15 protein-coding genes and 1 other annotated feature are annotated in these 15,525 nt (G+C 44.4%); all 15 genes read left to right on the top strand.

The genetic code is table 11. From position 1 onward, the window contains the following. Positions 1-79 precede the first annotated feature (79 nt). The 15 genes from CDZ94_RS07290 (at position 80) to CDZ94_RS07220 (ending at position 15,494) form a co-directional block, all read left to right on the top strand. The gene (locus CDZ94_RS07290) at positions 80-1,576 is read left to right on the top strand and encodes an Rne/Rng family ribonuclease (protein WP_096435840.1); all 1,497 of its coding nucleotides are present in this window, start codon (positions 80-82) and stop codon (positions 1,574-1,576) included. A gap of 76 nt (positions 1,577-1,652) precedes the next feature. Then, positions 1,653-1,745: a sequence feature (ribosomal protein L21 leader region), on the top strand. 13 nt (positions 1,746-1,758) lie between these two features. After that, positions 1,759-2,067, top strand: a complete 309-nt coding sequence (gene rplU, locus CDZ94_RS07285; RefSeq protein ID WP_096435839.1) for a 50S ribosomal protein L21 — start codon at positions 1,759-1,761, stop codon at positions 2,065-2,067. Between the two features lie 13 nt (positions 2,068-2,080). Then, on the top strand, positions 2,081-2,413 hold the full coding sequence (locus tag CDZ94_RS07280) for a ribosomal-processing cysteine protease Prp (protein WP_096435838.1): 333 nt from the start codon (positions 2,081-2,083) through the stop codon (positions 2,411-2,413). A 5-nt stretch (positions 2,414-2,418) separates the two neighbouring features. Beyond that, positions 2,419-2,712 carry a 50S ribosomal protein L27 gene (gene rpmA / locus CDZ94_RS07275; protein ID WP_096435837.1) on the top strand — a complete coding sequence of 98 codons (294 nt, stop codon included), beginning with the start codon at positions 2,419-2,421 and terminating at the stop codon, positions 2,710-2,712. Positions 2,713-2,994: 282 nt separating this feature from the next. Further along, entirely contained in the window at positions 2,995-3,729 is a 735-nt protein-coding gene (locus CDZ94_RS07270; RefSeq protein WP_096435836.1) for an MBL fold metallo-hydrolase, read from the top strand. 384 nt (positions 3,730-4,113) lie between these two features. Then, positions 4,114-5,124: a PstS family phosphate ABC transporter substrate-binding protein gene (locus CDZ94_RS07265; protein WP_232735715.1), complete on the top strand. Its 1,011-nt coding sequence runs from the start codon at positions 4,114-4,116 to the stop codon at positions 5,122-5,124. A gap of 407 nt (positions 5,125-5,531) precedes the next feature. Further along, positions 5,532-6,467, top strand: a complete 936-nt coding sequence (gene pstC / locus CDZ94_RS07260; RefSeq protein WP_096435835.1) for a phosphate ABC transporter permease subunit PstC — start codon at positions 5,532-5,534, stop codon at positions 6,465-6,467. Between the two features lie 3 nt (positions 6,468-6,470). Beyond that, on the top strand, positions 6,471-7,355 hold the full coding sequence (pstA, locus tag CDZ94_RS07255) for a phosphate ABC transporter permease PstA (RefSeq protein WP_096435834.1): 885 nt from the start codon (positions 6,471-6,473) through the stop codon (positions 7,353-7,355). A 92-nt stretch (positions 7,356-7,447) separates the two neighbouring features. Continuing rightward, positions 7,448-8,212 (top strand): phosphate ABC transporter ATP-binding protein PstB, encoded by a 765-nt coding sequence (pstB, locus tag CDZ94_RS07250; protein ID WP_232735871.1) that lies wholly within the window; start codon positions 7,448-7,450, stop codon positions 8,210-8,212. A gap of 18 nt (positions 8,213-8,230) precedes the next feature. Then, the gene (gene phoU / locus CDZ94_RS07245) at positions 8,231-8,887 is read left to right on the top strand and encodes a phosphate signaling complex protein PhoU (RefSeq protein WP_096435832.1); all 657 of its coding nucleotides are present in this window, start codon (positions 8,231-8,233) and stop codon (positions 8,885-8,887) included. A gap of 48 nt (positions 8,888-8,935) precedes the next feature. Continuing rightward, positions 8,936-9,649 carry a response regulator transcription factor gene (locus tag CDZ94_RS07240; protein ID WP_096435831.1) on the top strand — a complete coding sequence of 238 codons (714 nt, stop codon included), beginning with the start codon at positions 8,936-8,938 and terminating at the stop codon, positions 9,647-9,649. 239 nt (positions 9,650-9,888) lie between these two features. Next, positions 9,889-10,242: a DUF1516 family protein gene (locus CDZ94_RS07235; protein WP_096440642.1), complete on the top strand. Its 354-nt coding sequence runs from the start codon at positions 9,889-9,891 to the stop codon at positions 10,240-10,242. Positions 10,243-11,133: 891 nt separating this feature from the next. Continuing rightward, positions 11,134-12,507, top strand: a complete 1,374-nt coding sequence (locus CDZ94_RS07230; RefSeq protein WP_096435830.1) for a sigma-54 interaction domain-containing protein — start codon at positions 11,134-11,136, stop codon at positions 12,505-12,507. 153 nt (positions 12,508-12,660) lie between these two features. Next, the gene (locus tag CDZ94_RS07225) at positions 12,661-13,998 is read left to right on the top strand and encodes a YjiH family protein (protein WP_096440640.1); all 1,338 of its coding nucleotides are present in this window, start codon (positions 12,661-12,663) and stop codon (positions 13,996-13,998) included. 179 nt (positions 13,999-14,177) lie between these two features. Then, positions 14,178-15,494, top strand: coding sequence for an aspartate aminotransferase family protein (locus CDZ94_RS07220; protein WP_096435829.1), 1,317 nt, complete (start codon positions 14,178-14,180; stop codon positions 15,492-15,494). Positions 15,495-15,525: the final 31 nt, after the last annotated feature.

Raw genomic sequence — 15,525 nt, 5'->3', positions numbered from 1 at the left:
GCTGGAGTCACCTAAAAGCGTAGTTTCTTTCAGTGATGTATAATAGTGATAATTATTAAAAGAAACGGAGCGACAAGCTGTGTATGACATTATTTTAAATACGATAACAGAAGAAAAGCGCGGCGCTATTCTCGATCAAGGTCAAGTGGTCGAGTGGTTCGTCGAATCTCCGCAAATGCAAGCTAAGGTTGGGGACATTTATAAAGGAAGAGTTACGAAAGTATTGCCGGGTATGGAAGCGGCTTTTGTGAATCTTGCAATCGGAAAAGACGGGTACCTACATATAAATGATGTGAAAGCTTCAAACAGAAAACAGTCTCAAGAAGATAAAGCAGAGACGTATACGATTTCAGAGTGTATTACCGAAGGACAGGAAGTGCTCGTTCAGGTGATGAAAGAAGAAATGAGTACGAAGGGGCCGCGCTTGTCGGAATATATTCAGCTTCCGGGACAAACGATTGTTTACTTACCGTTTTCAGATTATGTTGCAGTCTCGAAACGTCTTGGAGATGAAGATTTGAGAAAAGAGTGGCGCGCTTTTGGTCAAGAAACGGTTAGAAGACCTGAAGGTATCATTATAAGAACAGCTGCAAGAGAGCTTCAAATGAAGCAAGTCGAACAAGAGCTTAACGTTTTGCGTGAGCTTTTTCAAGAAAGCTTGCAAAAAGGAAAAAGCAAATCTGCGCCTGCTTTGATTTTTGAAGAAGGATCCATGCTTCATCAAATTGCTCGGAACTATTCTCACCACCCAGAGACGAAGATTGTTACCGATAATCATGAGGATTATCTGTTTTTGAAGCGCTGGATGAAGATGAACGAATTAAATCAGGCGCAACTGGTGATGCACACAGATAAGGAAGGGATTTTTTCTACTTATCATCTAGAAAAAAAGCTTGAGCGTGTATTCAATCAAAAAGTGTGGCTGAAAAATGGTGGACATCTTGTGATTGACGAAACCGAAGCGATGACGGTTATCGATGTGAACACGGGGAAGTTTACCGGGAAAACGACACTCGAGGATACGGTCGTTAAAGCGAACCGAGAAGCGGCTGTTGCAGTCGCTGAACAGCTGCGGTTACGGGATATCGGCGGGATCATCCTCATTGATTTTATCGATATGGAAAAAGAAGAGAGCAAGCGAGAGGTTCTAACAGCGTTAAAGCAAGCGGTGGTAAAAGACCGGACACGTACAAATGTCATTGGCTTTACGCAATTAGGACTGGTAGAAATGACGAGGAAAAAATCGCGCTCCACGGTTGCAAATCGGTTACTTGAAACTTGTTCAGCTTGTGATGGACAAGGGAGTGTCAAATCGGGACAAGCACAATATTTTGCATTGGAAAGGGAATTTCTTGAATCAGATGACAACGTGGAAGCGGCGATGGTTGATGTAAGTGAAGCGCTCGCACGATATCTTGAAGGAGGCAGTTATGTGAAACAGCTAGAGCGCGCAACGGGTCTCACTGTTTTTTACCGGGAAGTGAGTGGCTTGGCAAGAGAAGGTTTTGCTGTTCGTTTGTTAGCAGGTAAAAAAGATGTCGAAGCGTTTTATAAGAGAGCGACAGAAAGCAGTTGATGCTGTCACAAAACAGAATTGACACCGATTCTTGTGCTATGATATGATGTTTCTTGTTAGTTGTTTGGTTGCACCCAAAGAGCTACAACCGCACAGATCAGGTTATAAGCGAGCTGCCCCTAGTTATTAGGGATAGAAAGCACCTGCAATGGCGAGTCTGAGTATTTAAGGAGGTGCGCATAATGTACGCAATTATTGAAACTGGTGGTAAGCAAGTCAAAGTGGAAGAAGGCCAAGAGGTTTTCATTGAGAAGCTTGACGCTGCTGAAGGTGAAACAGTAACGTTTGACCATGTAATCCTAATCGGTGGTGACGAAACAAAAGTTGGTTCTCCATTCGTAGATGGTGCTTCCGTTTCTGCTAAAGTTGAAAAACACGGCCGCGGAAAGAAGACAATCGTTTACAAAATGAAGAAGCGTAAGAACTACCGTCGTAAGCAAGGACACCGTCAACCTTACACAAAAGTTACAATCAATTCAATCACCGTTTAATCGGAGGGCTCTTATGATTAGAGTAACGATTGAGCGAAATGAAAATAAGCATTTAGCTTCCTTTACGATGGAAGGACATGCTGATTCCGGTCCACATGGTCACGACCTTGTGTGTGCCGCAGCCTCTGCTTTGTCGTTTGGAACGATTAATGCAATAGCTGAGCTTTGTAAACTTGAACTCCCTGTACAAATGGGGAAGGAAGGTGGCTTTCTCCGCTGTCACGTTCCGAGTGATCTCGGGAATGATACGTATGAGAAAGTACAGCTGCTCTTAGAAGGGCTCGTCGTATCATTTTCCATGCTGGAAGAACAATACGGAGAGTACATCCAAGTAAACAGGAGGTGAGAGCCATGTTTTTGAAACTGGATCTTCAATTTTTCGCCCAGAAAAAAGGGGTAGGTAGTACGAAAAACGGTCGTGACTCCATCTCTAAACGTTTAGGTACTAAACGTGGAGACGGTCAGTCTGTTACTGGTGGATCTATCCTTGTACGTCAACGCGGAACACGTATTTACGCAGGTGTAAACGTTGGTAAAGGCGGCGACGACACGTTGTTCGCAAAAGTTGACGGCGTTGTTAAATTTGAACGTGTGGGACGCGATCGCAAACGCGTAAGTGTATACCCAGAAGTTCAAGAAGCGTAAATCAGTAGAAGAAAACCCTAACGGTGCGTTAGCATTCGTTGGGGTTTTTTTATGTTTTGATTTTGCGGAGGTTAGGGATCCTCTTGAATTTTGGGGTGCTTCCTCCCGACTTTTTTCGAATAATTCCTACATTGAAAAAGCCTTTCTTAAAAGATAATCGATACTTATAGCCACACCTAATGAATTGAATAAATTAAGAGTGTTCGTTTAATATATTGTTAAGAGCTGGTCAATTCATGTACGGGTGGCCGCGCATTTTGTAATAAGGAGAGGTGTTCAAAAATGAAGATTACGATCGTTGGGTTTTGGGGGGCTTATCCGGAACGTGGGGAAGCAACGTCGTGCTACTTAATCGAACATGGCGGGATGAAGGTCGTAATTGATTGCGGCAGCGGAGCCGTTTCACAGCTGCAACACTATACAGAATTAAAAGATATAGACGCGGTGGTCCTGTCTCACTATCACGCTGATCACGTGGCAGATGTAGGGGTGCTTCAATACAGCCGAGTTGTCGATCAAAACTTAAATCGTACAAGTGATACATTGCTCATTTATGGACATAAAGAGGACGAGGCTGCTTATGCTAGATTGACGAAAAAACCTTTTACGGAAGGGCTTCCGTATTCAGAAGACGAGAAACTACAGCTCGGGGAAATGACGTTTTCGTTTAAAAGGACGACACATCCGGTACCTTGTTTTGCAATTCGAGTAGAGGCAGGTGGTCGAACGTTAGTATATACAGCTGATACCTCTTATCAAGAATCGCTTGAGGAGTTTTGTCGTGGCGCTGACCTGCTCATTGCTGAGACCAGCTTTTATAAAGGTCAGCCTGCTGCTAGTTACGGGCATATGAATAGTGAAGAAGTCGGAAAGCTCGCTCAGGCTTCCAACGTTGGGAAACTTGTGTTATCCCATTTGCCGCATTTTGGGCAGCGAGACGAGCTCATTCATGAAGCTTCTGACGTATTCGGAGGCGAGGTGACTTTGGCTAGGAGTGGACAGGTATTTGAGGTATAAAAGGAAAAGATCCTTTTAGAATAAGCGTATTATAGAGTCAGTTCAGCATATAATTCTATCTGACTGACACTCAAATAATTCTACTAGTTTTACGTATTATTCTACATGTTATTCAAGTTATTCTAGAAAATAATCGTACGGAAATTTAATAAAATACAAATTCAAAGAAGCCAGGCAGTATTTAACTGCCTGGCTTTTAGACATGCTGTCCCTTACACAATTTTACACAAAATTGTGCGGGGACAGTCCCCCGTCATTTACAATTCTTTCACAAACGATTTACATTGCGTTTATTTCTCCTTAATATTGCTCTACTATACTAGCAATTGTAAGAGAGAGCGTCACACAAAAAAAGAAATCACTCGTGATGAGGAGGATGTTGTCGTGAAAAAATTTGGGTTATCAGTTGTCGTAGCAGGGTTTATGGTCATTACAGCAGCTTGTGGTGCAGGAGAAGGAGAGGTTAGTGTAAGCGAGGGTTCAGATTCTAATTCCGCAAACAATTCTGATGAAACGAATGAAGTTACTAATGAAGAACTCTCTGGTACCGTTTCGATTGACGGTTCTGGTACTGTTTATCCTTTAATGTCTCGAATTGCTGAGGAATTTATGATTAATGAGCAAGAAAATGTGAGTGTTGAAGTAAGTCGGGCAGGGACGAGCGCAGGGATGAGTAAGTTCGTTGCTGGGGAAACAGATTTTTCAAATGCCTCTCGTGAAATTAGAAATGAAGAGATTGAACAATTAGAAGAGAACGGCATTGAATCTCGGGAATTTAAAGTAGCGTTAGATGGATTAACGATTGTCATTCATCCAGATAATGATTGGGCTACTGAACTGACGGAAGAAGAAATTATCGAAATGTTTGTAACAGGTACTTATAAAGACGATGATGAAGTTTTATGGTCAGATATTCGTTCAGAGTGGCCTGAAGAGCCGGTTAACTTTTATGGACCGAATGAAAATCATGGCACAAATGAATTTTTCGTTCAAGAAATTATTGAAGAGCAAGACCTGGTCCAAACCATTAATCTTCAACAAGAGTATTCAACACTCGTGAATTTAGTTTCTGAAGATGTAAACGGGATTGGCTTCTTCGGTTACGGATACTATGCAAGCAATACGGATAGCCTTCAAGCGGTAGCAGTTGATTTTGGCGAAGGACCGGTTGAACCCTCTCTTGATACGATCAAAGAAGACGGAGCTTATGGACCGTTTACACGTCCGGTATTCACAAACTTAAACCTTGATTCTGCTAAAGAAAAACCGGAAGTAAAAGCTTTTGCTGAGTATGTTTTTGAAATAGCCAATGACTTTGCTGGAGAAACTGGATTTGCTCCACTTCCAGAAGATGAGTTGCACGAATCACTTGAATTCATTCAATCAATCGAATAAATCTTAGAAACATGGACTAAAAGTAATTCGTGAGGAAGGTGGTAGCAAGACTAGCTTTTCATCTTCCCATCACGTGTTGCTTAAAGAGGATGTTCAAAAAGACCGGGAAAAATTGCTGTCGAAGAATAGGATCTCCTGCTAAATACCACCACGACCTGTGAGAACGCAGGAATCACCCCGTCCTGGGGAAGCTCGTTAGCTTGCTCCTACGCTACTCACGTATTAACACCATACGCTCTGTTCCTTGGAAAAGAAAAACACTTTTCCGGAGTGTGGTATGGCTGACGAAGCGACCAGCTTTACGCTCCAAGCTGCGCCGCCTCGACATCTCGGCTCTTTTTGTCCTCTCTTTTGAACACCCACTTAATAGTGATAATCGATCGTTGGTTGGAAAGGGGCAGTTTTTCATGTTGAAGACTGTAAGTGTCAAAGAATTGATCCAGCAAAAAAAGCAGTCAACTAGCAGCACTGCTGTATTAGAGAAAGTGGTACCAATATTATTATTTGCAGCTGCATTTATCTCTGTCTTAACTACAATTGGAATTCTTTTTACATTAATATATGAAACCATTCTTTTTTTTCGAGAAGTTTCGATTCTCGAGTTTTTCTCTGGGACTGTACTCAGACCGTTGAGTCCTGTCGATCCGCAGTTTAGTATTCTTCCGCTAATTATGGGTACATTGTTAACAACAATCATTGCCATGTTTGTGGCGATACCAATCGGACTAACGACAGCAGTCTATTTGAGTGAGTATGCAACAAAAAATACTAGAAAAATACTCAAACCAATGATTGAAGTATTAGCAGGAATACCAACAATCGTTTATGGCTTCTTTGCCTTAACTTTCGTAACACCTGTTTTACGAGATATTATTCCCGGACTTGAGGCTACAAACGTACTGAGCCCTGGAATCGTCATGGGGATTATGATTATTCCTCTTGTAGCATCACTTTCTGAAGATGCGATGAATTCTGTTCCAAACGCGATGAGGGAAGGTGCGATGGCTTTAGGTGCGACGCAATTAGAGGTCACATTCCGTGTCGTTATCCCTGCTGCAATTTCAGGGATTATTGCCTCCTTCGTTTTAGGCATATCCCGTGCTATTGGTGAAACGATGATTGTAACGATTGCAAGTGGTAGCTCTAAAAACTTCACCTTTGATGTTACACAATCAATGCAAACGATGACTGCTTATATCGTTGAAGTTACTAGTGGAGACGCGGCAACTGGCACAACGATTTATTACAGCCTTTATGCCGTAGCAATGACATTGTTTGTCTTTACGCTCTCAATGAACATGCTTGCGAGACACATCAGCCGCAGATTCAGGGAGGTTTATTAGCACATGGAATATATTGATCTTCATGCAGTACAAGAGAGAATGACGAAGCGTCTTTTTTTAAATAAACTTATCAAATATGTATTTTTAGGTGCGGCACTATTTGGACTTATCGTATTAGCCATTCTTTTATATCGCGTGTATATCGATAGTATTGGTTGGATTAACTTTGATTTCCTAAATAACAAACTATCGACGAGTGCTGATAGAGCCGGTATTAAAGGGGCAATTGTCGGGACAATATGGCTTATGATTATCGTTGGTCCGGTTACGATGATTCTGGGTATCGGTACAGCGATTTATTTGGAGGAGTATGCGAAAAAAGGCCGTTTGCACTCGTTTATTCAAACGAATATCTCAAATTTAGCAGGTGTACCTTCTATCGTTTTCGGGCTTTTAGGGCTTACAGTATTCGTTCGCCTGTTTGGGTTTGGCTCCAGTATTATCGCCGGGGGTCTTACAATGTCACTACTTGTTTTACCGATCGTGGTCGTTGCAGCCCAAGAAGCGATTCGCTCGGTTCCAGGGTTTCTTAGAGAAGCATCGTATGGAATGGGGGCGACCAAATGGCAAACAGTAAAAAATGTTGTGCTGCCAGCTGCTATACCCGGTATATTAACGGGTGTGATCCTCGCCTTATCCCGAGCGATTGGTGAAACAGCGCCACTCGTTGTCATTGGTATTCCGGCTTTACTCATACCACTTCCATCTGGATTGTTTGATAATTTTACAGCATTACCGATGCAAATTTATTATTGGACAATTGACTCTGTCCTTGTCGATGAGTACGCAAATTTGGCAGCGGCAACAATCGTGGTCCTACTCGTTGTCTTATTTGTTTTAAATTCAGTGGCGATCCTGATCAGAAACAAGTTTCAAAAACGATATTAATATTCCAGGAGGTATACCTTATGTCAGCTTCTACTCCTTTACGAGATAAAGAAGAAAATACGTTGATTCAAAATAAATCTGTAGCACCTGATATGAATCACAAAAAGGTCGTTTATGATACGAAAGGATTAAATCTCTGGTATGGTGAAACCCATGCCTTAAAAGATATCCACCTTCCGATTCGTGAAAATGAAGTGACTGCGGTCATTGGTCCGTCAGGGTGTGGAAAATCTACCTACATTAAGACGTTAAATAGAATGGTAGAACTAGTTTCCGGCGTGCGAATTTCAGGCGAGGTTTTATACCGAGATAAAAACATTTTCGACCGCTCTTATCGTGTAGAAGAGCTTCGTACACGTGTAGGGATGGTTTTTCAAAAGCCTAATCCGTTCCCGAAATCTATTTTTGAAAATGTTGCATATGGTCCGAAGGTTCACGGAATACGAGATAAAAAATTACTTAAAAAGATCGTGGAAAATAGTTTGCGAGGGGCTGCTATTTGGGATGAAGTAAAAGACCGCCTAAATGAAAATGCTTATGGATTATCCGGCGGCCAGCAACAACGGTTATGTATCGCTCGTTGTTTAGCGATAGAGCCAGACGTCATTTTAATGGATGAACCAACATCAGCATTAGACCCTAAATCTACTTTAAAAGTAGAAGAGCTTGTACAAGAGTTGAAGAAACAATATTCTATTGTCATCGTTACACACAATATGCAGCAAGCAGCACGTATTTCTGATCGAACCGCATTTTTTCTCAATGGAGAAGTAGTGGAGTATGACGAAACAGACCGTATTTTTTCAAATCCTTCAGATAAAAGAACTGAAGATTATATTACAGGGCGTTTCGGCTAAGAGAGGAGAGCAATAATAATGGTTAGAGGGACGTTTGAAATCGAACTGGAAGACTTAAAAAAAGAGATGGTGGGTCTTGGCAAAATGGTAGAAAGTTCTTTGTCAAAGATCATGACAGCGATTAAAGAAAACGATAATCAAAAAATGGATGATATTATTGTAGCAGATAAAAATTTAAATGAAATCGAACTGGAAATTAACGAGAAGGCAACTCTTATGATAGCCAAACAACAGCCTGTTGCATCAGATCTACGTCGGATTATCGTATCTTTAAAGATTTCAAGTGACCTAGAGCGTATGGGGGATTTAGCTGTTGATATGGCCAAATCCGCAAAACGAATGAAGCCAACCGATACCATGATAGCATATGAAGAAGAATTGGTGGATCTTGCTTCTAAAGCGCAACACATGCTCACGGATGTGTTAAAAGCATACAAAGAGCTTAATGTACTTGACGCTCAGCAAATAGCTACTAAAGATGATGAAGTCGATCATGCATACGGACGTTTCGTCAGCAACCTCTTTAATTGTGCCGTTTCTAAAAAAGAAGACATACAGCAAATTACCCAAATGGCGTTTATTGCCCGTTACATCGAGCGGATCGCAGACTATTGTACGAACATTGCTGAATGGATCATCTATGAAGTTAATGGACAGCGGTTTGATTTAAACTAATTAAAATAGCAGTAGATTTAGGTGCAATGCGTTCAAAGGAGGGCGCCTATGGTTCAAACTTTACTTATTGTTGATCGTAACATCGAGCTGATCGAAAAAATGGATGACTATTTTGGTCGATCTGGCTTTCAAACCTATTCCTGTACAGACGGACTTGAAGCAATTAAAAAAATCCGTGTCACTAAACCGGATGCTATTATCTCAGAATTGGATCTTCCACGACTAAGTGGTCTTGACTTATGTAGAGAACTTCGGTTTGAAAAAAATGACTGGACACCAATTATTTTTACTTCAACGAAAAATGAAGAGTTAGATGCTGTTCTTGGCTTAGAATTAGGGGCTGATGATTACATGACAAAACCACTTCGGTTAAAGGAACTGGCGGCAAGAGTAAAATCAACAATACGAAGAGGCGAGCGTTGTTGTATTAATGAAGAACCAATTGCAGACCATCATTTTTCAAACACAATTAAAATCGGCGAGATTACAATTGACCCGGCTCACTTTTTAGTATACCAAAATGATCAGCCAGTAGAGCTTACGAAAAAAGAATTCGAACTTCTTCATTTTTTATCAAAAAACAAGGGAAAAGCATTTTCACGGGAGCAACTTCTTCAAGAACTTTCTGACCATCATTTAGAAGTGAGAATCATTGATGTATTTATCAGCAGGATCCGTCGTAAAATTGAACCTCACCGTAAGAATCCAACCTATGTGAAGACTGTCAGAAACATCGGCTATATGATGAACGAAGTTACGTAAGGTGCCATTTAAATGGCATCTTTTTTAAGAGATAATGAAGTATAGAGCAGACAGCTACCTTCACGCACTGTGTCTCAAGAGAAAAATATCCTTGAGGCTTATGAATATGTGGCGGAAGCTAACGCTGTTTTTCTTACAAATCATTGAACACTTGGGCTTATTCTTTACCAATGGAGCAGAAAACGATATACTACATAAAGTGAAGGCTAATTGTAAGAGGAGGAAAAATTGTGAATTACATGGCAATGTTACATACCCATGCACTTGGTTGGTTTGTGGCCATCATTTTGTTTGTCGTAACGGTTATTTTACTTCGTACAAATCGTTCTAAAGGTGCGAAGATTGTGCAAATGACGCTGCGATTATTTTACGTGATCGTCATTGTCACAGGAGCATTTATGGTCATCAACAACTTTTGGTGGGGCACAGGCGTTAAAGCCTTACTAGCGGTATGGCTCATTTACACAATGGAAATGATCTCAACTCGCATGAAAAAAGGCACTCTAGATAATAAAGGAAAGATGATTTACTGGTCTCAATTTGGGATTTTGTTAATTATCGTTCTATATTTTGGTTATGTTGTGACAGGTTAAAAAAGAAAGAGCTCCCTAAGTGAGGGTAACGGGGTTACTTGTGAGGTACAAAAGTGTAAATCACAGAACAAATCACTCGCTAATTAATACAACTTTTACATTCAAATTCACGGTATAAATCACATCGCAAAAAAGGCACGAAGATTACTCTTCGTGCCTTTTTTATTGTATTTTCTTGTTAAACTAACGCTCTCCGTTAGAGGGACAGCTTCGTTCGTTCCGCTGTCAGCCTCCTCCTTTCAGCATCGGTCAACCCCGATTCTGCCAGTTTCTTATGTCAGGTCCTGCATAACGCTAAACTGCGGGTGGGCTTGGTTGTAAATACAGTCTTCGGAAAAAGTCATGTATCCCCTCACCGCAGCACCTACCAGAATCGAAAATGTAAGGGATTCAGAAGGATAAATACCATATATTACGCCAATCATCTCTCCGGTCGAATGACCTGCATAGCCCCATTCCCGGAGGCCCAGACCGTTCCGGATGACTTCCAGGTCAAACACTGTTTCGAGAAGACTCAGCTGGTATGCTTTCTCCGCATCCGCGCAGGTTAATCAGATACACGTAATGGTCTTCTGTTAAGGACTCCGCAAAGTAATCCCCGCTCGCGTTAAATTCCGAGAATGGGTCACACAAAGTAGCTCTCCCTCTTCCATGTTACCATATTTTTCATAGCCTCTTTTCCTCAGAAACTCTCATTTTTCCGACTAATCTGTTAAACTATACAAAAATGAATAGCTATTCTAATTCAAATAATTTTATTATTTTGATTAATAGTGAACTCAGTACTATTTTAATTAGGTTAAGCCCTTTACAAAACAGCGTTTTCCATAGTTTTCATCCGCAATGTAAACTACTTGAATATTCATTTTTAAATAATCCGGAGGTTTTAAGATGACCCATGACCAGACGAGAACCCATCACGAAAGCGAAGCGATTTTACAGGCGTTAAAAGATGACCTGCTTGTCACGGACAGGAACGGCACGATTATGTCTGTGAGTGACGCCACGAAAAAGCTGTACGGCATTGAGGACCGTGACGTGCTTGGCACAACCGTTTACCAGCTCGAAAAGAAAGGTGTCTTCACACCGATCGTCACCCCCCTTGTACTCGAGCAGAAAGACCGGGTCAACATCATCCAGACCACCTATTTTGGAAAAAAGCTGCTCATTACCGGCGTCCCTGTGTTTGATGAAAACGGCGATGTGTGGCGGATTGCTTCCTACTCACACGACATTACCGAAATGGCGAAAATGGAGAATCATTTAAAAGACATGCAGGACGAAATGACCCGGGTGAAAAACGAACTCGATCAGCTGCGACGTAAAAGCTTCGGCTACAGCGGTTTTTTCGTTGAATCGCCGCTGATGAAGGCATGCCTTCAGACCGCCGAACAGGTGGCAGACGTGGATGTGAACGTGCTGCTTCTTGGGGAGTCCGGTGTCGGCAAAACCCATATCGCCAAGATGATTCACCAGCAGAGCCCGAGAGCGAACGGGCCGTTTATCGAAGTGAACTGCGGATCGATCCCCGAGTCTCTCTTTGAAGCGGAGTTTTTCGGCTACGAGGGCGGCTCATTTACGGGCGCAAGCAAAAAAGGAAAGCCCGGTCTGGCGGAAACATCAGATGGCGGAACTCTTTTCCTCGATGAAATTGGCGAGCTCAGCCTTGCGCTTCAGGTGAAAATCCTGAAATTCATTCAGGAAAAGCAGTTTTACCGGGTCGGCGGCACGAAACCGAAAACGCTGGACTTCCGCCTGATTGCAGCCACCAATCAGCCTCTTGAAGAGCAGGTGGCAGTCAAAACGTTTCGAGAGGATCTGTACTTCCGGCTCAGTGTGGTGCCGATACAGATCCCGCCTCTCCGGGAACGGCCGGAAGACCTGACGCCGCTCGTCACCCACTTCGTCAGGATGTTCGGGGAGAAGTACAACCGGAAAAAAGTGCTCGATGACGCGGTGATGCAGGAGCTTTACCTGCAGGAATGGAAAGGCAACGTCCGGGAGCTCATGAACCTGATCGAGCGCCTCATTGTGACCTCCCCGACCCATGTGATTACCCACAGCGACCTGCCGGAAACGTACCGTCACTTTTCCGGAAAACTTCAGACCGGAGACGAAGTGCCTCTTAAAGAGACCCTTGAGGAAGTGGAGGAACAGGTGCTGCGCCAGGCAAAACAGCGGTGGCAGACGACCGTTAAAATCGCAGAGGCTCTAGGAATCAGCCAGCCCTCCGTTGTTCGAAAATTAAAAAAATACAGGATTTAGTCGTAATCTGGCACAAACCTTGCATGAATATAAACACAAAAGAGTGAAAATGTGGTTTTCTGCCGCAATCCAATTCAGAAAGGTGCGTGTGTTTCATTGAATGAGCAAAGTGAGGCGAGAGAGACCTGTGATACGCAGGATCTCTCCGCAACCATGACCCGTTCAAACAAACTGAAGTTTTTAATACCATCCTTATTCGGTCTGTTTCTGTTTCTCGTGCCGGTCCCGTTCATGGGCCAATGGACAATCGGTGTTGGCATTCTGGCCGAATTTTTCCTCGGTCTGTTTACCGGTGCGATTCCGATGTTTATGACAGCCGTCCTCGTGCTCTCCATTGTCCTGACGGTGGTGGCCCGTACGACAAAGCCTGAGTGGATTATGAAGTCGCCGTTTCTTGCCGGCCTGTTCCACGTCTCCATCTTCTGGCTCATAATGCGTCTTCTCGGTGCGATTTTCGCTGTAATGGTTCTTTTCGAACTCGGTCCTGCCTTTATCTGGGATGAATTTACCGGCAGAACGGTGCTTTACGAACTGATTCCGGTGCTCACAACCTGGTTCTTTTTTGCCGGCCTGATGATGCCGCTTCTCCTTGAATTCGGGCTGATGGACTACATCGGAACGGTCGTGAGAAAAGTGATGCGACCCGTCTTCAAACTGCCTGGACGCTCGTCCATTGATGCGGTGGCGTCCTGGATGGGAAGCGGAACGGTCGGTGTTCTGATTACCACTAAGCAGTACGAAAGTGGCTACTACACGAAGCGGGAGGCAGCGGTCATTGCCACGAACTTCTCGGTCGCTTCCATTGCATTCAGTCTCGTGGTTATTAACTTTATCGGCCTTGAGCACATGTTCGTGCAGTTTTACATTACGGTCATTGTTGCCGGCCTGATCGCGGCGATCGTCTGTCCGCGGATTCCTCCGCTTTCGTGGAAAAAGAATACGTACTACGAAAAAACCGGCAAGCAGATTTCAGAGGAAGTGCCAACCGGGACCTCCCGCGGACGCTGGGCGTACGAAAAAGCCGTCTCAAAAGCGTCTGAAGTGAAAAGTGCCGCAGGCGTTGTGAAAAGCGGCTTCCAGAACGTGCTGGATATCTGGTTTGGCCTGATTCCGCTCGTGATGGCACTCGGAACACTGGCGCTTATCATTGCGGAGTATACGAATTTCTTCGTCGTCCTTTCCGCTCCCCTCGTACCGCTCTTAGAGCTGATGAGAATTCCTGAGGCGGATGCGGCTGCCCCGGCGATGATTGTCGGGTTTGCGGATATGTTCCTGCCGGCTGTAATTGGAAGCGGTATCGAGAGCGAGCTAACACGGTTCGTTGTGGCTGCTCTGTCTCTCACGCAGCTGATTTATATGTCCGAAGTGGGGATTCTGCTGCTTCGTTCCAGAATTCCGCTCAACCTGCTTGATCTTGTGATTATCTTTATCCAGCGTACCCTCATTACGCTGCCGATCATTACGCTTATGGCACATCTGCTGTTCTTTTAAAGCTGTTTTAATCTTAACTTACTTCGCTGCAGGCGGACGCTTTCCGCGGGAATTGCTTCAGCCTCCCGGGAAAATCACCTTGCGGGGTCTTCAGCTGATGCTATTCCCGCCGGAGTTGCCGCCTTTCGCTTCACTATGTTTATCTTTAAAATGAAAACTCAAAAAAGAGGTGTTCACTTGTGTCGAAAGACTGGAATGCGTTATCCGAAAAAATGTCCGAACGCCTTGCGCCGAGCATGGCCAAGGACCATCCGAATCTGCCTGTTGTAAAAGAAGAAGGCTGCTACTACTGGGGTCGGGACGGGAAAAAATACCTGGATTTTACGTCCGGCATCGCCGTGACGAATGTGGGCCACCGCCATCCGAAAGTGGTGGAGGCGATTAAAAATGCCGCGGACGAGCTGAGCCACGGGCCGATCGGCGTGATTCAGTACGAGTCGATTCTCCGGCTCGCAGACGAGCTTGCCGAGATTATGCCCGGTGACATCGACTGTTTCTTTTTCGGAAACAGCGGAACGGAAGCGATTGAAGGGGCACTGAAGCTCGCGAAGTACGTGACCCGCCGCCAGTACATGGTCAGCTTTACCGGCTGTTTTCACGGCCGGACGATGGGCTCCCTTGGGGTGAGTACGTCGAAAAGCAAGTATAGACGCTACCTGCAGCCGGACAGCCTGACCTATCAGGTTCCGTACTACCGCCCGGCTGACTTTGAAAATGAAGACGGCACCGTCCGTGAAGACGAAGCGATCCGCCAGTTGGAGCGTGACTTTTACAACTTGTTTAAGTACTATGTCTCTCCTGACGAGGTGGCCGGGGTGATTCTTGAGCCCGTGCTTGGGGAAGGCGGCTACGTGATGCCTCCTGCCTCTTGGCTGAAAAAAGTACGGGATATCTGTACGGAACACGGGATGCTGCTTATTTTTGACGAGGTGCAGACAGGATTCGGCCGCACGGGCGACTGGTTTGCTGCCAACACATTTGGGGTTACGCCGGACATTATGGCGGTTGCCAAAGGGATCGCATCCGGGATGCCCCTCAGTGCTACGGCTGCTAACCACAAGCTGATGCAGCAGTGGCCGATGGGCAGCCACGCTACCACGTTTGGGGGTAACCCGATAGCCTGCTCCGCCGCCCTTGCTACAATCGATGTAATCAAAGAGGAAAAACTGCTTAATAATACGATCCGGGCCGGTGAGCATGCGGTTCACGGCATTCGCAAACTGAAAGAAAAGCATCCAGTCATCAGCAGCATCCGTCACCTGGGTCTGATGATCGGGATAGAAATTACGAATCCTGAGACCGGCAGCCCGGACGGGGAAGCGGTTCTTCGAATTCTTGACCTCGCCCTTGAGGAAGGGGTGCTGTTTTACCTTTGCGGAAACGAAGGGGAAGTGATCCGGATGATTCCGCCGCTCACCGTGACGACCGAGCAGATTGATAACGGACTCAGGGCACTAGACAAAGCGCTGACCCGGTTTGCGGAAGAGAAAAAATAAAAGGTCACAGCTTCAGGCGGACGCTTTCGGC

Origin of the sequence: Alteribacter populi (genome assembly GCF_002352765.1) — a bacterium.
GTDB classification, from domain to species: Bacteria; Bacillota; Bacilli; order Bacillales; family Salisediminibacteriaceae; genus Alteribacter; species Alteribacter populi.
Note: the sequence above shows the minus strand (reverse complement) of the source record. Positions and strands in the feature narration are given on the sequence as shown.